Annotated in this window: 1 protein-coding gene; it reads left to right on the forward strand. The window is 76.4% G+C overall.

The window, feature by feature from the left end; genetic code table 11:
* Positions 1-140: 140 nt before the first annotated feature.
* A complete protein-coding gene (locus ACFYWG_RS09675; RefSeq protein WP_389200372.1) occupies positions 141-18857 on the forward strand; it encodes a non-ribosomal peptide synthase/polyketide synthase in 18717 nt (6238 codons plus the stop codon).
* Positions 18858-18868: the final 11 nt, after the last annotated feature.

The raw sequence follows: 18868 nt of genomic DNA on the forward strand, positions 1-18868 counted from the left end.
TGGCACGGGTCAGGCCGACCGCGCCCCGCACCAGCTCCGTACGCGAGGACCCCCGCTTCCGCTCCGGTGTGCCCACGGGCCGCCCGAGAGCGGCGGGGTGTGTCCGCGCGCCGCCCCCACGCCCGAAGGACTGCACGCCGATGACGGATCTGCATGCCCAGCGCCCCGCCCTGCCCGCCTCCGTAGCCCCCCCGGCCCCCGCCGATGACATCCCCCCTCACCTGTCGCTCGGTGAGCTGTTCGCCGGACGGGCGACGTCCGATCCGGACGCCCCGGCGGTCACCGACGGCCGGCGCACCTGGTCGTACGGCGAGCTGGCCCGGCGGGCCGGCCGGCTCGCCGCCCACCTGGCAGCGAGCGGCGCCGGGCCGGAGCGGACGGTGGCGCTGGTCCTGCCCCGCTCGATGGAGCTGATCGCCGCCGAACTGGCGGTGGCGCTCACCGGCGCCGCCTTCCTCCCCGTCGACCCCGGCTATCCGGCCCCACGACGGGCCCTGATGCTCGCCGACGCCTCGCCCGCCGTCGTCCTGGACGACCCGGACCGGGTCCGCGCCCTGCTGGACGACGCGGACGGGCGGCACAGGGAGGAGGCATTCGCCCCCCACCGGACGCTCCTCGACCACGCGGCGTACGTCATCTTCACCTCGGGCTCCACCGGCACCCCCAAGGGTGTCACCGTCACCCACCGCGGCATCGCCGGTTTCGCCGCGGCGGCCGCCGAACACTACGCCGTCGGCCCCGGCGACCGCGTACTGCAGTTCTCCTCGCCCAGCTTCGACGCCTCCGTGCTCGAACTGTTCATCTCGGTGCTCTCCGGCGCCACGCTGGTGATCCCGCCGCACGGACCGTGGCTGGGTGACGAACTCGCCGCCGTCCTCGACGAACACCGCATCAGCCACACCCTCATACCGCCGGCCGCCCTCGCCACACTGCCCGACCCGGCCGGCATCGGCGGCCTGCCCGCGCTGCGCACCCTGATCGTCGGCGCCGAGGCGTGCCCGGCCGCGCTCGTCGACCGGTGGGCACCCGGCCGCCGCATGATCAACTCCTACGGTCCGACCGAGGCGACCATCGTCGCCACCTGGACCGGGCCGCTGGCCCCCCACACCGGGACACCCGCCATCGGCGGCCCGCTGCCCGGCACCGAGGCCCACGCCCTGGACGCGGCACTGCGCCCGGTGCCGCCCGGCAGCGAGGGCGAACTGTACGTCGGCGGCGACGGTCTGGCCCGCGGCTACCTGGGCCGCCCCGGCCTGACCGCGACCCGGTTCGTCGCCCACCCCTCCGGGCCGCCCGGCGCCCGCCTCTACCGCACCGGCGACCGGGTGCGCCGACGCGCCGACGGCGAGCTGGAGTTCCTCGGCCGGGTCGACCGGCAGGTCAAGGTGCGCGGCTTCCGCATCGAGCCCGGCGAGATCGAGGCCGCCCTGCTCCGCGACCCGCTCGTCCGCGAGGCCGTCGTCGTGGTCCGCGACGAGGAGCCCGCCCGCGGCCGCCTCATCGGCTACGTCACCCCCGCCGATCCCGCGCGCGGGCCCGACCCGGCCCGGCTGCGCGCCGCCCTCACCGCCGCCCTGCCGGCCCACATGGTGCCCTCGGCCGTCGTCGTGCTCGACGCGCTGCCGCTCACCCCGCAGCACAAGATCGATCTGCGGGCACTGCCCGCCCCCGGCGGCGTGGCCGCCGAGCAGCACGTCGCACCGCGCACCCGCGAAGAACACGTCCTGGCCGCGATCTGGGCCGACGTCCTCGGCGTCGACGCCGTCGGCGTCACCGACGACTTCTTCGACCTGGGCGGCGACTCGATCCTCGCCGCCCGCACCCTGACCCGCGTCCGGGACGCGCTCGGCGCCCGGCTCTCCCTGCGCGACGTGTTCACGGCCCGGACCGTCGCCGCGCTCGCCCCCCTGACGGCCGGGCCGTGCGCCGGCGCCCCGCCGGAGCCGATCCCCGCCGCGCCGCGTTCGCAGCCCGTCCCGCTCTCCGGCGCACAGCGGCGCCTGTGGTTCCTCGACGACCTCGCCGACGGCGGCACCGAGTACAACACCGGCGTGGCGCTGCGACTGCGCGGCCCCCTCGACACGCCGGCCCTGCGACGCGCCCTGCACCGGCTCGCCGCCCGCCACGACTCCCTGCGCACCACCTTCGCCACCGTCGACGGACAGGGGGTCCAACACGTCGCCGCCGAGGCGGATGTGCCGCTGAGCACCGCCGACGTCGGGCACGTGCCCGCCGACCGGCGGGACCGGGCCGTCGAGGAGCTGCTGACCGAGGAACTGCGCCGGCCCCATGACCTGACGACCGGGCCCCTGACGCGGGCACTGCTCGTCCGCCGTGCACCGGAGGACCACGTCCTGCTGCTGGCCCAGCACCACATCGTCACCGACGGCTGGTCGGTCGGCGTCCTCACCCGGGACCTGGCGGCGCTCTACCGCGCCGAGGCCACGGGCGAACCCGACGGCCTGCCCCGGCAGGACGTGCAGTACCCCGACTTCGCACTGTGGGAGCGCGAGCGGCACACCGCCGGCGCCCACGCCGACGACCTTGCCTACTGGAAGCGCCACCTCGCCGGCCTCCAGCAGCTCGACCTGCCCACCGACCGGCCGCGCCCCGCCGTGCGCACCAGCGCGGGCGCGGCGCACCGCCACGACCTGCCGCGCGCGCTGGTGGAGCGGCTGCGGCAGTTGGCCGCCGGCCGTGACACCACCGTCTTCACGGTGTTCGCCGCGGCGGCCGCGGTGCTGTTCGCCCGCTGCTCGGGGCAGCGGGACGTGGCGTTCGGCACCGTCACCAACGGGCGCGACCGCCGTGAACTGGAGGACGTGACGGGCTTCTTCGCCAACACCGTCGTGCTGCGCGGCGAGGTCGACGACGCCGCCACGGTGGACCGCTTCGTGCAGACCGTGCGCGCGACCGTGCTGGACGCGTTCGCCCACGACGGCGTGCCCTTCGACCGGGTGGTGGAGGAACTGGCCCCGCCCCGGGACCCCAGCCGCACCCCGCTGGTGCAGGCGCTGGTGGTGCAGCAGGCGGCCCCCGCCCGGCCGCCGGCCGCCGCCGGGCTGCGCATCGAGGACCATCCGCTGCCCCGCCCGGCCGCCCGCTTCGACCTCGTGCTGGAGTTCGCGCCGCGCCCGGACGGCGGGCACGAGCTGACGGTCGAGTACAACACCGACCTGTTCGAGGCGGCGACCGCCGCCCGGATGGCCCGTCAGCTGCACCACCTGCTCGACGGCATGGCGGACGGGCCGCAGCGGACGCTGGCCGACCTCCCGCTGCTGTCCGACGAGGAGCGCCGCGTGCTCCTGGAGTCCTGGAACCCGCCCGTGCCGGACCGGGACCGGGCCGGCGGTGCCACGCTCCCCGCGCTCTTCGAGGAGCAGGTGACCCGGACGCCCGGCCGGACGGCGGTGACCTGCGGCGGGACCCGGCTGGACTACACCGGGCTGAACCGGCGCGCCAACCGCCTCGCCCGCCTCCTGGCGGCACGCGGCGCGGGACCGGAGTCGCTGGTCGCGCTGTGCCTGCCGCGCACCGCCGACCTGCTGCCGGCGCTGTGGGCCGTCCTGAAGTCCGGTGCCGGCTACCTGCCCGTCGACCCCGCCTACCCGGCCGAGCGCATCCGCTTCATGCTCGCCGACGCCGCCCCAGCCCTCGTCCTCGCCACCCGGGACACGGCGCACGCGCTCCCCGGGGACTGCGAGCCGCTGCTGCTGGAGGACGTGGCGCCCTTCCTCGCCGACGCCGCGGACCCGGCTCGGGCCCGCACCGACGGCCCGGCCCCGACGGACGCCGGCACCGGCGACGCCGATCTCACCGACGCCGACCGTACGGCGCCGCTCCACCCGGACCACCCCGCCTACGTCATCTACACCTCCGGCTCCACCGGCCGGCCGAAGGGCGTGGTCGTCACCCACCGCAGCGTGGCCGCACTGGCCGCCTGGGCCGGGGAGACGTTCGGTGCGCAAGGGTTCGCCCACGTCGTCGCCTCCACCTCCCTCAACTTCGACGTGTCCGTCTTCGAGCTGCTGTGCCCCCTGCTGGCCGGGGGCGGTGTCGAAGTGGTCGCCGACCTCACCGCCCTCGCCGACCTCCCCGCCCTGGCCGACTGCTCTGGACCGGCCGACGGCTCCGGACCGGCCGACGGCTCCGGATCGCCCCACGGCTCAGCCCCGGCCGACGGCTCCCTCCCGCGCCGGGTCGGACTGCTCAGCGGTGTGCCGTCCGCGCTGTCCCGGGTGCTCGGCGGTGACGGAACCCTCCAGGCCGACACCGTCGTCCTGGCCGGCGAGGCCCTGCCCGCCCGGACCGTACGGGACATCAAGGACGCCATGCCCGCGGCCGAGGTGGCGAACATCTACGGCCCCACCGAGGCCACCGTCTACGCGACCGCCTGGTTCGCCGGCGGCACCGTCCCCGAGCAGGCCCCGCCCATAGGCCGTCCCATCGCCCGCACCCGCGCCTACGTGCTGGACCGCCTGCTGCGCCCCCAGCCGCCGGGCGTCACCGGCGAGCTGTACCTGGGCGGTGGCGGACTCGCGCGCGGGTACCTGCACCGCCCCGGCCTGACCGCCGCGCGTTTCGTCGCCGACCCGTTCGGCGCGCCCGGGGACCGCATGTACCGCACGGGCGACCTGGTCCGCTGGAGCGCGGACGGGCGGCTGGAGTACCTCGGCCGCGCCGACGAGCAGGTCAAGGTGCGCGGCTTCCGCATCGAACTCGGTGAGGTCGAGGAGGCCCTGCGCGCGTGCGCGGGTGTCGCCGAGGCCGCCGCCACGGTCCGCGAGGGCGACGGCCACCGCCGCCTCGCCGGATACGTGGTGCCCGCCCCCGGCGCCGAGGTGGAGCCCGAGGCCGTGCGCCGTGAACTCGGGCGCACCCTGCCCGACTACATGGTCCCCGCGGCCGTCGTGGTGCTGCCCGCCCTGCCCCTCAACCCCAACGGCAAACTGGACCGGGGCCGGCTCCCCGACCCGGCCCCGGCCGCACACGCGGCCCGCCACATCGCGCCGCGCACCCCCACCGAACGGAGCCTCGCCGCCATCTGGGCCGGCGTCCTGCACGTGGAGCGGGTCGGCGCGGACGACAACTTCTTCGCCCTGGGCGGCGACTCCATCCTCAGCATCCAGGTCGTGGCGCAGGCCCGGCAGGCGGGCCTGACCCTCACCTCGCGGGACGTCTACCAGTACCAGACGCTCGCCGCCCTGGCCCGCCGCGCCGACGAGACGGGCCGCCGGCGCAGAACCGCCCCCTCCGCCCCCGTCGAGGCCACCGGCACCGCACCGCTGACACCCATCCAGCACTGGCTCTTCGACAGCGCCGCCGAGCGGGCCGGGCACTTCGCCCAGACCCTGTCGGTGGAACTGCCCGCCGGCGTCGAGGAGAACGCGCTGCGGGCCGCCCTCGACGACGTGGTCTCCCACCACGACGCGCTGCGCTCCCGCTTCCTCACCGACGGGGCGGGCATGCGGTGGCTGATCGACGGCCCGGCCGCGCCCTGCCGCCTCGTCCGCCACACCGGCCCGGACACCGACACCCCGCACCTCGGCCCCTACGACCTGAGCCGCGGTCCGCTGCTGCGCGCCGTCCTGCACGACCGGGGCGAGGGACGGCCGCCCGTCCTGCACCTGTCGGTCCACCACCTCGTCGTCGACGGCGTCTCCTGGCGCCTGCTCCTCGACGACCTCGAACGCGCCTACGAAGCCCGCCGCGAGGGCCGGGACGGCGCGGCCGCGCTGCCCCGCAAGTCCTCCCCGCTGCGGCAGTGGGCCGAGCGCCTGGCCGGCCACACCGCGGCCGGCGGCTTCGACGCGGAGAAGGCGTACTGGACCCGGCAGACCGAAGGCGCCGGAGCGGCCCTGCCCGCCGACCGGGAGGGCACCGCCACCTACGCCTCCCAGCGCTCGGTGACGGTGCGGATCGGCCCCGAGGACACCGACCTGCTGCTGCGGACCCTGCCCGAGACGTACCGCACGCAGGCCAACGACGTCCTGCTCGCCGCCCTCGGCCGGGTGCTGTGCGGCTGGAGCGGACACGAGCGGGTCCTGGTCGACGTCGAAGGGCACGGCCGGGAGGACCTCTTCCCCGACGTCGACACCAGCCGCACCGTCGGCTGGTTCACCACCCGCCACCCGGTCGCCCTGGCCGTCCCGCCCGAGGCGGACTGGGACGGCGTCCTCAAGCAGGTCAAGGAACACCTGCGCGCCGTGCCCCGGCACGGCATCGGCCACGGCGCCCTCACCCTGCCGGGCCGCGACGGGGCACCCCTCCCGGCGACCAGCGCGCAAGTCAGCTTCAACTACCTGGGCCGGTTCGGCCTGTCCGAGACCTCCGAGGGCCTGTTCCGGGGGCTGGTCCGCCCGCTGGAGCTGGACGCCGACCCCGCGTCGACCCGCCCGCACCCCCTGGAGGTCGTGGGCCGCCTGGACGGCGACAGCCTGGAGTTCACCTGGTTCTACTCCGACCGGCTGCACCGGCCGGAGACCGTCGCCGGCCTCGCGCGGCGCCACGCCGACGCGCTGGCCGGCCTCGCCCGGCACGCGGCCCGCCCCGGAGCCGCCGGCCGCACCCCCTCGGACTTCCCGCTCGCCCGGCTCGACCAGAGCCAGGTCGACCGCATCGCGGGGGAGGACCCGGCCGGTCTGGAGGACGTCCACCCGCTCACGCCCACCCAGTCCGGCATGCTCTTCCACCGGCTCTCCCAGGCCGATCGCGGTGTGTACTTCCAGCAGTTGACCTTCGTCCTGGACGGCGTGCCCGACCCGCGGGTGCTGACGGACGCCTGGCAGGAGGTCACCGACCGCACCCCCGTGCTGCGTTCGCGCGTGGTGTGGGAGGACGTGCCCGAGCCGCTGCTGGTGGTGCAGCGGCGGGCAGCCGTGCCGGTGGAGTACGCCGACTGGCGCGGCCTGACCACCGCCGAGCGGGACGAGCGGCTGCGCGACCTGCTCGACCGCGACCGCGCCCGGGGCGTCGACCTGACCCGCGCCCCGCTCCAGCGCCTGGTGCTGGCCCGGGTCTCCGACCGCGCGGTGCGCGTCGTGTGGTCCTTCGACCACCTGATCCTGGACGGCTGGAGCCTGTTCCAGGTCCTCTCCGACGTGTTCGCCTGCCACGCGGCACTGTCCGGCGGCACGCGGGTGAGCCTGCCCGAGCGCCGCCCCTTCCGCGACCACGTCGCCTGGCTGCGCGAGCACGCCGACGCCGCCGAGGGCGAACGGCACTGGCGCGCACGCCTGAACGGCCTGAGCGAGACCACCGCGCTGCCCTTCGACCGCGAGCCCCGCGAGAGCCACCGCGCGGAATCGACGGCCGCGGTGCGCGTCACTCTGCCCGAGGCGGCCACCAAGGCGCTGGAGGACGTGGCCAGGACGGCGGGGCTGACGATCAACACCCTCGTCCAGGGCGCCTGGGCCGTGCTGCTGAGCCGTCAGGCGGGCCGCGACGAGGTGGTCTTCGGCACCACCGTCTCCGGACGGCCGCCCGAGCTGCCCGGCTCCGACGCCATCACCGGCCTGTTCATCGCCACCCTGCCCACCCGTGTGGCGGTGCCGCGCGAGGAGCCGCTGCTCACCTGGCTGGCCCGGCTCCAGCAGGAGCAGAGCGAGGACCGGCGCCACGACCACGTCCCGCTGCACCGGATGACGGCGTACACCGACCTGCCCGAGCGGGCCGCGCTCTTCGACAGCATCGTCGTGTTCGAGAACTACCCGGTCGACGACGGCCTCGCCGCGGCGCACGGCCTGACGCTGACCGGCCTGGAGGGGATCGAGACCACCAACTACCCGCTCAGCCTGGTCGCCTACCCCGGCGCGGAACTCGCCCTGCGCCTCGGCTACGACCCGGACCTCTTCGACGCCCGCACCGTCGAGCGGATGGCCGAACACCTCACCGTCCTGCTGCACGGCTTCGCCGCCACCCCGCACAGCGCCCCGGCCCGCCTGTCCCTGCTGACCCCGGCCCGCCGCGAGCAGGTGCTGCGCACGTGGAACGACACGGCCACCGGCGCCCCCGCGACGACCACCGCGGACCTTTTCGCCGCGCAGGTGGACCGCACCCCCGGCGCCGTGGCGCTGCTGGCCGGCGCCGAGCGGCTGACCTACCGCGACCTCGACACCCGGGTGACGGCCCTGGCCGGCCGGCTGGCCGCGTTCGGGGTGCGGCCGGAGGCCGCCGTCGGCGTGCTGATGGACCGCTCGCCCGCCCTGGTGGTCGCCCAGCTCGCCCTCGCCCGCCTCGGCGGCGTGTACGTCCCGCTCGACGGCCGCGCCCCCCGGGAACGGCTGCGCACGATGCTCGCGGAGGCCGGCGCCGGCCTGCTGCTCACGGACTCCGCGTGGCAGGAGACCGCCGCGGACCTCCTCCCCGAAGGGCGCGTCCTGCGCCCGGACCTGGACACCGAGGGACCGACCGCGGACCTCGCCGCCGTGCCGCGCGTCCACCCGGACAACGTCCAGTACCTCATGTTCACCTCGGGCTCCACCGGCGCCCCCAAGGGCGTGGCCGTACGGCAGCGGGACGTCGCCGCGCTCGCCCTCGACCGTGCCTTCGCCGGCCACGACCTCGTCCTGGTGCATTCGCCGCACGCCTTCGACGCCTCCACCTACGAGCTGTGGGTGCCCCTGCTGCGCGGCGGCACGGCCGTCCTCGCCCCGCCCGGTGACCTCGACGCCGCCGCCGTCCGCCACGCGATCACCGAGCAGGGCGTGACCTGCGTCTTCCTGACGATCGGCCTGTTCCGGCTGTTCGCCCAGGAGGACCCCGCCTGCCTGCGCGGTGCCCGCGAGGTGTGGACGGGCGGGGAGGCCGTGCCCGGCGCCGCCGTCCGGCGCGTGCTGGACGCCTGCCCCGGCCTCACCGTCGTCGACGTGTACGGCCCGACCGAGACCACCACCTTCGCCACCCGCCGGGCCTTCCACGCCGGTGACACCCTGCCCGCGGCACTCCCCATCGGCCGCCCCCTCGACGACACCCGCGCCTACGTCCTGGACGGCGCACTCCAGCCCCAACCACCCGGCGTACCTGGCGAGTTGTACCTCGCGGGTGCCGGTCTGGCCCGTGGCTACACCGGACGCCCCGGCGCCACCGCGGCCCGCTACCTGGCCGACCCCTACGGACCGCCCGGCGGACGCATGTATCGCACCGGCGACATTGTGCGCTGGAGCGATGACGGCGAACTGCACTTCGTGGGACGCGCCGACGACCAGATCAAGATCCGCGGCTTCCGCGTCGAGCCCGCCGAGATCGAGGCCCGGCTCACCGCCCACCCGGCGGTCGCCGAGGCGGTGGTGTCGGTGTCCCGGCACGAGGGACGCAAGCGCCTGGTCGCCCACCTCGTCCCGGCCGCCGGCGCGGACGTGCCGCAGGCGGCCGTGCTGCGCGACCACGTCGCCGCCGAACTGCCCGACTACATGGTCCCGGCCGCCTTCGTCACCCTGCCCGAGCTGCCCCTGACCGCGAACGGCAAGGTCGACCGGCGGCGGCTGCCCGCCCCCGAGTGGTCGGCCGCGGCCGACGCCGCCCACCGCCCGCCGCGCACCGAGGCCGAACAGGTGCTCGCCGGCATCTGGGCCGAGCTCCTGGGGGTCGAACGCGTCGGTCTCGACGACCACTTCTTCATGCTGGGCGGCGACTCGATCGTCAGCATCCAGGTCGTCTCCCGGGCCCGCACCGCCGGGCTGGCACTGACCCCGAGGGACCTGTTCCGCCACCCGGTGCTCGCCGACCTGGCCGCCGCCTCGACCGGCGCCGCCCCGACCGTCGCGGACACCGGGCCGGTGTCGGGGGAGGTCCCGCTCACCCCGATCCAGCACTGGTTCCTCGACGCCGGACTCCCGCGCCCGGAGTACTTCAACCAGTCGGTGGTGGTCGAGACGGGCGAGGACGTCGACCCCGGCGCGCTGCGCGCCGCCCTGGCCGCGCTGTGGACCCACCACGACGCCCTGCGCGCCCGCTTCACCCGCGACGCGGACGGCACCTGGCGCCAGCACTACGCCACCGCCGACGCCGACCCGCCGGAACTGCTGCGGGTGCACGACCTGAGCGGCCAGGACGCCCCCGCCGCCGCACAGGCCGAGGCCCGCCTCACCCACGAGGCGCACACGGGCTTCCGGCTGGACACCGGACCGCTGATCGCCGCGCGACTCCTCACCGGCGGCGAGCGGCCCCCGCGCCTGCTGCTGACGGCCCATCACCTGATCGTCGACGGCGTCTCCTGGCGCGTCCTGCTGGAGGACCTGGAGACGGCCTACCGGCAGGCCCGGGCCGGCGAGCCGGTCCGGCTGCCGCAGCGCACCACGTCCGTACGCGCTTGGGTGCGGCGGCTCACCGCCCGGACCGGCGACGCGGACCTCGCCCCGCAGCGCGCCCACTGGGCCGCCGTCGCCCGGCACTGCGCCGAGCCCCTTCCGGCGGACCTCGACGGCGGCAACACCGTCGCCGACCTGCGCGCGGTGACCGTACGCCTGGACCGCCGGCGCACCGAGGACCTCCTGCGCAAGGTGCCCGGCGTGTACCGCACCCGGATCGACGACGTCCTGCTGACCGCCCTCGGCCGCGTCCTGGCCGGCTGGACCGGCCGCAGCACCGTCGCCGTGGGCCTGGAGGGGCACGGCCGCGAGGACCGGCACTTCGACGACGTCGACCTGTCCCGCACGGTCGGCTGGTTCACCAGCCTCCACCCGGTCGCCCTCGACCTGCCCGAGGGAGACTGGGGCGCCGCGCTGAAGGCCGTGAAGGAGCAGCTGCGGGCCGTGCCCGACCGGGGCATCGGCTACGGCGCACTGCGCCACCTCGCGGGAGACGAGCGGCTCGCCGCCGCGCCGCTGCCCGGCATCAGCTTCAACTACCTGGGCCGGTTCGACTGGTCCGCCCCCGACGCCCAGCTCGTGCGGGCCGTGCCCGGCGGCCTCGACGGAGCGGAGGACCCCGGGGCGCCGCGCCCGCACCTGCTGGACGTGGTGGCCCGCGTCGAGGACGACGAGCTGGAGATCACCTGGCACTACAGCGGCGGCCGCCACCGCGAGGAGACCGTCGCCGCCCTCGCCACGGGCATGCTGCGCTCCCTGGAGGAGATCGTCGCGCACTGCGCCGCCCCGCTCGCAGGCGGCCGCACCCCCTCGGACTTCCCGCTGGCCCGGCTCGACCAGGCGGCCGTGGACCGGGTCGTGGGCGACGGCCGCACCGTCGAGGACGTGTACCCGCTGACCCCGATGCAGGCGGGCATGCTGTTCCACAGCCTCCTGGACCCCCGGGGCCGCACCTACGTCAACCAGGTGCAGGTCGTCCTGCACGGCGTCACCGACCCGCAGGCCCTCGCCGCCGCATGGCAGGACACGGCGGACGCCAACGCGATCCTGCGCACCCGCCTGGTGTGGCAGGAGACGGCCGAACCCCTGCAGGTGGCCGAGCGGCGGGCCGCCGTGCCGGTCACCCACCACGACTGGACCGGCCGGACCCCCGAGCGGTGCGCGCACGACACTGAAGCGCTGCTCGACGCCGACCGCGAGGCCGGCATCGACCTCGGCGCGGCCCCGCTGATGCGGCTCGCGCTGATCCGGCTGGCACCCGACCGGGTGCGCATGGTGTGGACGTTCCACCACGTGCTCCTCGACGGCTGGAGCGCGGCCCAGGTCTTCGACGAGGTGTGCGAGCGGTACGCGGCCCGGACCGCCGGCCGCCGCCCGCAGGTGCCCGACCGGGCCCCCTTCGCCCGCTACCTGGAGTGGCTGGGCGGCCAGGACACCGCCCGCGCGGAACGGCACTGGCGCGACACCCTCGCCGGATTCGCCGTGCCCACCGAACTGCCCCGCGACCGGCGCCCCGCCGACGCCCACCGCGCGTCCTCCTCGGGCACGGTGCGGGTGACCCTCGGCACGGAGGTGTCGGCACGGCTGAGGGACACCGCCCAGCGGGCCGGACTGACCGTCAACACGGTGCTCCAGGGCGCCTGGGGACTGCTGCTGCACCACTACGGCGGCGGCGACGACGTCGTCTTCGGCACGACCGTGTCCGGCCGCCCGGCCGAACTGCCGGGCGTGACCTCCATGGTGGGCCTGTTCATCAACACCCTGCCCACCCGCCTGCGCGTCGACCGGCGGCGCCCCCTGCTGGAGTGGCTGCGCGACCTGCAGGCCGCCCAGTCCGAAGCGCGCCGCCACGACTTCGTGTCCCTCGCCCAGCTGCAGTCGTGGAGCGAGGTGCCCGGCGGCACCGGCCTGTTCGACAGCATCGTCGTCTTCGAGAACTACCCGTTCGACGCGGGCGCCCTCGCCCGGCACGGACTCGCCGTCGAGCAGGAGCGCGACGTCGAGCCGACCAGCTACGCGCTCAGCGTGGTCGTCGCCCCCGGCGACGACGTCACCGTGAGCCTCGACTACGACCCGGCCTCCTTCGACGCGGCCACCGTCGAGGGGATCGGCGCGAGCCTGCGCACGCTCCTGACGCAGATCGCCGCCGACGCCGGCCGCGGCCTGGCCGACCTCACCCCGCTCGAACCGGCCGACGGGCGCCGCCTGCTGGACCGCCTCGCCGGACCGGGCGCGCGGCTCCCGCGGCGCACCCTCCCGGACGTCTTCGCGGACCGGGCCGCCCGCACCCCGGACGCGCCCGCCGTCACCGCCGGCGCCGACCACCTCACCTACCGGCAGCTCGACCGGCGCGCCAACCGGCTCGCCCGCCTGCTGATCGAGGCCGGAGCCGGACCCGAGCGGTTCGTGGCCCTGGCCCTGCCCCGCACTGCCGACCTGATCGTGGCACTCCTCGCGGTCCTCAAGAGCGGCGCCGCCTACCTGCCGGTCGACCCCGGCTACCCGGCGGAGCGCATCGCCTTCCTCTTCGAGGACGTACGCCCCGACGCCGTCATCACCTGTGCGGAGACCTCCGCGCGGCTGCCGGACGGCCCGTACACGCGGATCGCCCTGGACGACCCGGCCTGCGCCGGCCGGCTGGCGGCCGCGTCCGCCGCACCCGTCGGCGACGGCGAGCGGCGCGCCGCGCTGCTGCCGGACCACCCGGCCTACGTCATCCACACCTCCGGCTCCACCGGCCGGCCCAAGGGCGTCGTCGTCCCGCACGCCTCGGTGGTGGCGCTGACCGACTGGGCGGCCGCCGAGTTCACCGGCCGCGGACTGGCCCACGTCGTGGCGTCCACCTCGCTCAACTTCGACGTGTCGGTGTTCGAGATCTTCTCGCCGCTGCTCGCCGGGGGCCGGGTGGAGGTGGTCCGCGACCTGCTGGCCCTCGCCGAGCGGCCCGAGCCGTGGCGGGCGGGGCTGCTCAGCGCCGTGCCCTCCGCCCTCGGCCGGCTGCTCGCGGAGGACACCGTGCACGTCGGCGCCGACACCGTCGTCCTGGCGGGCGAGGCCCTGCCCGCCCGCGCCGTCCAGCAGGTGCGTACGGCGATCCCCGGCTGCCGGGTGATGAACATCTACGGCCCCACCGAGGCCACCGTCTACGCCACCGCCTTCACCTGCGACCCGGCCGACCCCGACCGGGTCCCGCCCATCGGCCGGCCCGTCGGCGGCGCCCGCGCCTACGTCCTCGACGCCCGCATGCGGCCCGTGCCCGTCGGGGCGCCCGGTGAGCTGTACCTCGCCGGGACCGGGGTGGCCCGCGGCTACCTGAACCGGCCCGGCCTGACCGCCGGGCGCTTCCTCGCCGATCCCTACGGCCCGCCCGGCAGCCGCATGTACCGCACCGGCGACCTGGTCCGCTGGACCGCCGACGGCGACCTGCTGTACCTGGGCCGTACCGACGACCAGGTGAAGGTGCGCGGCTTCCGCATCGAACTCGGCGAGCTGGAGGCCGCGCTGGCCCGGCACCCGCAGGTCGCCGCGGCCGCCGCCCGCGTCGTGGAGCACGACGGCCACAAACGCCTCGTCGGCTACGCCGTGCCCCGTGCCGACGGCCTGCCGGCGGCGTCGGAACTGCGGGCCTTCCTCGCCCGCACCCTGCCCGACCACCTGGTCCCGGCGGCCGTGGTGCCGCTGGAGCGGCTGCCGCTGGGCGCCACCGGCAAGCTGGACCGGCGGGCCCTGCCGCAGCCGGAGTGGTCCGCCGCCGTCACCCCGCAGGACACCAGGCCGCCCGCCACCGCCACCGAGCGGACGCTCGCCGCGATCTGGGCGCAGGTGCTCGGCGTGGCCGACGTGGGCGCGACGGACAACTACTTCGCGCTCGGCGGGGACTCCATCCTCGGCATCCAGATCGTCTCCGCGGCCCGCCGGGCCGGACTGGCCCTCACACCCCGCCACCTGTTCCGGTACCAGACGGTCGCCGAACTCGCCGCCGCGGTCGACGAGTCCCCGGCGGGCCCCGCCACCGCCGCGGCCGACCAGGGCCCGGTCGTCGGCGACGTCCCCCTCACTCCCGTGCAGCACTGGCTGTTCGACACCCTCACCGGTGACCCGGCCCGCTTCACCCAGGCGGTCTCCTTCGAGGTGGCGCCCGGCACCGACGAGACACTGCTGCGCGCCGCCCTCGCGGCGGTGCTGGAGCAGCACGACGCGCTGCGCATGCGGTACGAGCCCGCGGGCGAGGGCCGGTGGCGGCAGGTGGGCACCCCGCCCGGCGCCGAGCCGCACCTGGAGGTGCACCGCGAACCGGCCGAGCCGGCCGCCGTGGCCGCCGCCCTGTGCTCCGGGTTCGACCTGGCGGCCGGGCCGCTGCTGAAGGCCGCCCTGTGCCACCGGGACGGCGACCGCCCGCCCGTCCTGCTGCTGGCCGCCCACCACCTGGTCGTCGACGCGGTGTCCTGGCGGGTGGTCCTGGAGGACCTGGACACCGCCCACCGGGCACTGCGCGCCGGCGGCACCCCCGACCTGGGCGTGAAGACGACCTCCTTCCGCGACTGGGCCCGCCGGCTGGCCGCGCTCACCGCCGACGGCGGCTTCGACGACGAGATCGCCCACTGGAGCACCCTGCAACCGACCGCCCTGCCGGCCGACCTCCCCGGCGGCAACACCGCCGCCGACGAGGAGACCGTGACGGTGAGCCTGGGCGCCGAGGAGACCGAGCGCCTGCTGAAGGAGGTGCCCGACGCCTACCGCACCCGCGTCAACGACGTCCTGCTGTGCGCGGTCGGCCGGGTCCTCGCCCGCTGGACGGGACAGGACCGGGTGGTGGTCGCCCTGGAGGGCCACGGCCGCGAGGACCTCTTCGACGGCGTCGACCTCTCGCGCACCGTCGGCTGGTTCACCACCCTGTTCCCCGTCGGCCTCGACGTGCCCCCCGACGCCGGCCTCGGCACCGCGCTGAAGACCGTCAAGGAGAACCTGCGGGCCGTCCCGCACGGGGGAGTGGGCTACGGCGCGCTGCGGCACCTGCACCCCGCGGGACCCGATCTGCCCGCCCTGCCTCAGGTGGGCTTCAACTACCTGGGACAGCAGGACTTCGGCACGGCCGGTGACGGTCTGCTCCGGGCGCCCCACGGAGGCCTGACCGGCGGCATGGACCGCGCCGCGGACCGGCCCCACCTGATCGACGTGCTCGGGCGGGTCACCGACAAGCGGCTCCAATTCACCTGGTCGTACTCCCGCGCGGTCCACCGGCCGGAGACGGTCGCCCGCCTCGCCGAGGAGACGGCCGAGGAACTGCGCCGGATCGTTGGGCACTGCGCCGAGCCCGGCGCGGGAGGGCGCACCCCGTCCGACTATCCGCTGGCCGCCCTGGACCAGGCCGCCGTCGACCGCCTCGTCGGCGACGGCCGTGACGTGACGGACGTCTACCCGCTCACCCCCACCCAGACCGGCATGGTCGTGCACGGCATGGACGAGCCCGGCGAGGGCCTGTACGTCGAGCAGATCACCTTCGTCGCCGACGGCGTGCGCGACCCCGCGCTGCTCGCCGACGCCTGGCAGCACGTCGTGGACACCACGCCCGTCCTGCGCACCGCCGTCGCCCTGACCGGGGTCCCGGTGCCGCTGCAGACCGTGCACCGCCGCGTCCCGCTGCCCGTCACCCGGCTCGACTGGAGCGATCTCGACCCGGAGCGCCGGGAGACCGCGCTGCGGCGGCTGCTCGACGAGGACCGGGCCCGCGGCATCGACCTCGGCCGCCCGCCCCTGCTGCGTGTCACGCTGATCCGGCTCGGCCCGGACGAGGTGCGCGTGGTGTGGACCTTCCACCACGTGCTGCTGGACGGCTGGAGCGTCTTCCACGTGCTGTCGGACGTCCTTCAGGCGCACGCCGCACTCGCCGCCGGGGCCGAGCCGGAGGTGCCGCGGCGGCGGCCCTTCGCGGAGTACGCCGCCTGGCTGGCCGGCCGGGACACCGCCGCCGCCGAGGAGCACTGGAAGGCCGCCCTCGCCGGGTACGCGGCCCCGACCCCGCTGCCGTACGACCGCAGGCCCGCCCCCGGGGCCGCCGCCCGGTCGGGCACCTGGCTGTCGCAGCGGCTCGACGCGGCCGCCACCGCCCGGCTCGCCGACTTCGCCCGCCGGCACCGGCTCACCCTCAACACCCTGGTGCAGGGCGCCTGGGCGCTGCTGCTGGCGCGCTCCGGCCGCGGACGGGAGGTGTGCTTCGGCACCACCGTCTCCGGCCGGCCCGTCGACCTGCCGGGCGCCGACACCATCACCGGCCTGTTCATCACCACCCTGCCCGCGCGGATCACCGTGGACGAGTCCACCTCGTGCACCGCCTGGCTGCGGGAGTTGCAGGCCGCCCGCGCCGAGGACCGGCGCTTCGACCACGTGTCGCTGACGGACCTCCACCAGTGGAGCGAACTGCCCCCCGGCACACCGCTGTTCGACAGCCTCCTGGTGTTCGAGAACTACCCGGTCGGCGACGCCACCGCGGGCGCGCACGGCGTGCGCGTCCACGGCCTCGACGCCCGGGAGGCGACCAACTACCCGCTCACCGTGGTCATCTCACCCGGCGACGAGCTGACGGTGGAACTCGGTCACGACCCGCGCTACTTCGACGAGACGACGGCCGAAGCCCTGGCCGCCCGGCTGACACACACCCTGACCGCGCTCGCGGACACGGAGGACCGCACCCCCCTGCACGCGGTCGACGTCCTGCCGCCCGCCGAGCGCCACCGGCTGCTGCACGGCCCCGCCCGCCCGCACCTTCCGCCGCCGCCCCCGGTCACGCTGCCCGTGCTGATCGAGTCCGCCGCCGACCGCTGGCCCGAGCACCTCGCGCTGGAGGCGGGGGAGTCGGCACTCACCTTCGCCGAGGCGGAGGCCCGCGCCAACCTGCTGGCGCACCGGCTCATCGCACGCGGGGCGGGGCCCGGCGACCTCGTCGCGCTGGTCCTGCCGCGCTCGGCGGACATGGTCCTCGCCCAGCTCGCCGTGGCCAAGGCGGGCGCCGCGTTCCTCCCGGTGGACCCCGGCTACCCGGCCGAGCGCGTCGCGCTGATGCTGCGCGACGCCGACCCCGCCGTCACCCTGACCGCCGAGGACGTCGCCGGCCTTCTCGCCGCACCGCCCGACGGCACGCCCGGCCACCGGCCCGCCGACACCGACCGGACCCGCCCGCTGCACCTCGACGACCCGGCGTACGTCATCTACACCTCCGGCTCCACCGGCACCCCCAAGGGCGTCGCCGTCACCCACCGGGGACTGGCCGCGTTCGCCGCCGCCGAGGCCGCGCACTACCGGGTCGGCGCCGGGGACCGCGTGCTGGCCTTCGCCACCCCCAGCTTCGACGCCTCGGTGCTGGAACTGTGCATGTCCCTGCCGCACGGCGCGGCTCTCGTCGTCCCGCCGCCCGGCCCGCTGCTCGGCGCCGACCTGGCGGGCGTCCTGCGGAGCGCGCGCATCACCCACACCCTGCTGCCCCCGGCCGCACTGGCCACCCTCCCGCCGGACACCCCCGGCACCCTGCCCGACCTGCACACCCTCATCGTCGGCGCGGACGCCTGCCGGGCCGAGCTGGCCGCCCGCTGGGCCCCGCACCACCGCATGGTCAACTCCTACGGGCCCACCGAGGCCACCGTCGTCGCCACCTGGTCCGACCCCCTGGCACCGGACGGCGAGGCACCGCCCATCGGCCGCCCCCTGCCCGCCACCGCCGCCTACGTCCTCGACGCACGCCTGCGGCCCGTCCCCGACGGCGTGCCCGGCGACCTGTGGCTCGCCGGACCGGCCCTGGCCCGCGGCTACCTGAACCGCCCCGGCCTGACGGCGACCCGCTTCACCGCCGACCCGTTCGGCCCGCCCGGCACCCGCATGTACCGCACCGGCGACCTGGTCCGCCGCGACGCCCGCGGCGAACTGCACTACCTCGGCCGCACCGACCACCAGCTCAAACTGCGCGGCCACCGCATCGAGGCCGGCGAGGTGGAGGCGACCCTGGTGCGCCACCCGGCGGTGCTGGACGCCGTGGTGAGCCTGCGGGAGGACGAACCGGGGCTGCCGCGGCTGGTGGCCCACGTGCTCGTCGCCCCCGGCGCCGAACCGCCGGCCGGCGCGGACCTGCGGGCCTTCGCCGCCCGCACCCTGCCCGGCCCGATGGTGCCCACGGCGTTCGTGGCGATGGACCGCTTCCCGCTCACGGAGAACGGCAAGACCGACCTCGCCGCGCTGCCCGCCCCCGGCCCGGAGACCCGGGCGCCGGACACCGGGCACGTGCCGCCCCGCACACCCACCGAGGAAGCCGTCGCCGCCCTGTGGGAGGAAGCCCTGGAGACCACCGTGGGCGCCGAGGACGACTTCTTCGACCTGGGCGGCGACTCCCTGCGCGCCCTGCTCATCGCCTCCCGCGCCAACGACACCTTCGGCGTGACCCTCACGCCCCGCGACGTCCTGGTCAACCGCACCGTCGCCGCCCTGGCGGACCTGGTGGAGGAACAGGTGCTGAGCGAACTCGAAGACGCCGCACGCGGCGACAGCGACCACGACGAACGGTGAGGACCGGACGA

The sequence above is a fragment of the Streptomyces sp. NPDC003456 genome, from assembly GCF_042878735.1.
Taxonomy (GTDB): Bacteria; Actinomycetota; Actinomycetes; order Streptomycetales; family Streptomycetaceae; genus Streptomyces.

What these genes read in the sequence shown, in the direction of transcription:
- ACFYWG_RS09675 (WP_389200372.1), top strand. Translation starts at nt 141, where the DNA reads ATGACGGATCTGCATGCCCAGCGCCCCGCCCTGCCCGCCTCCGTAGCC.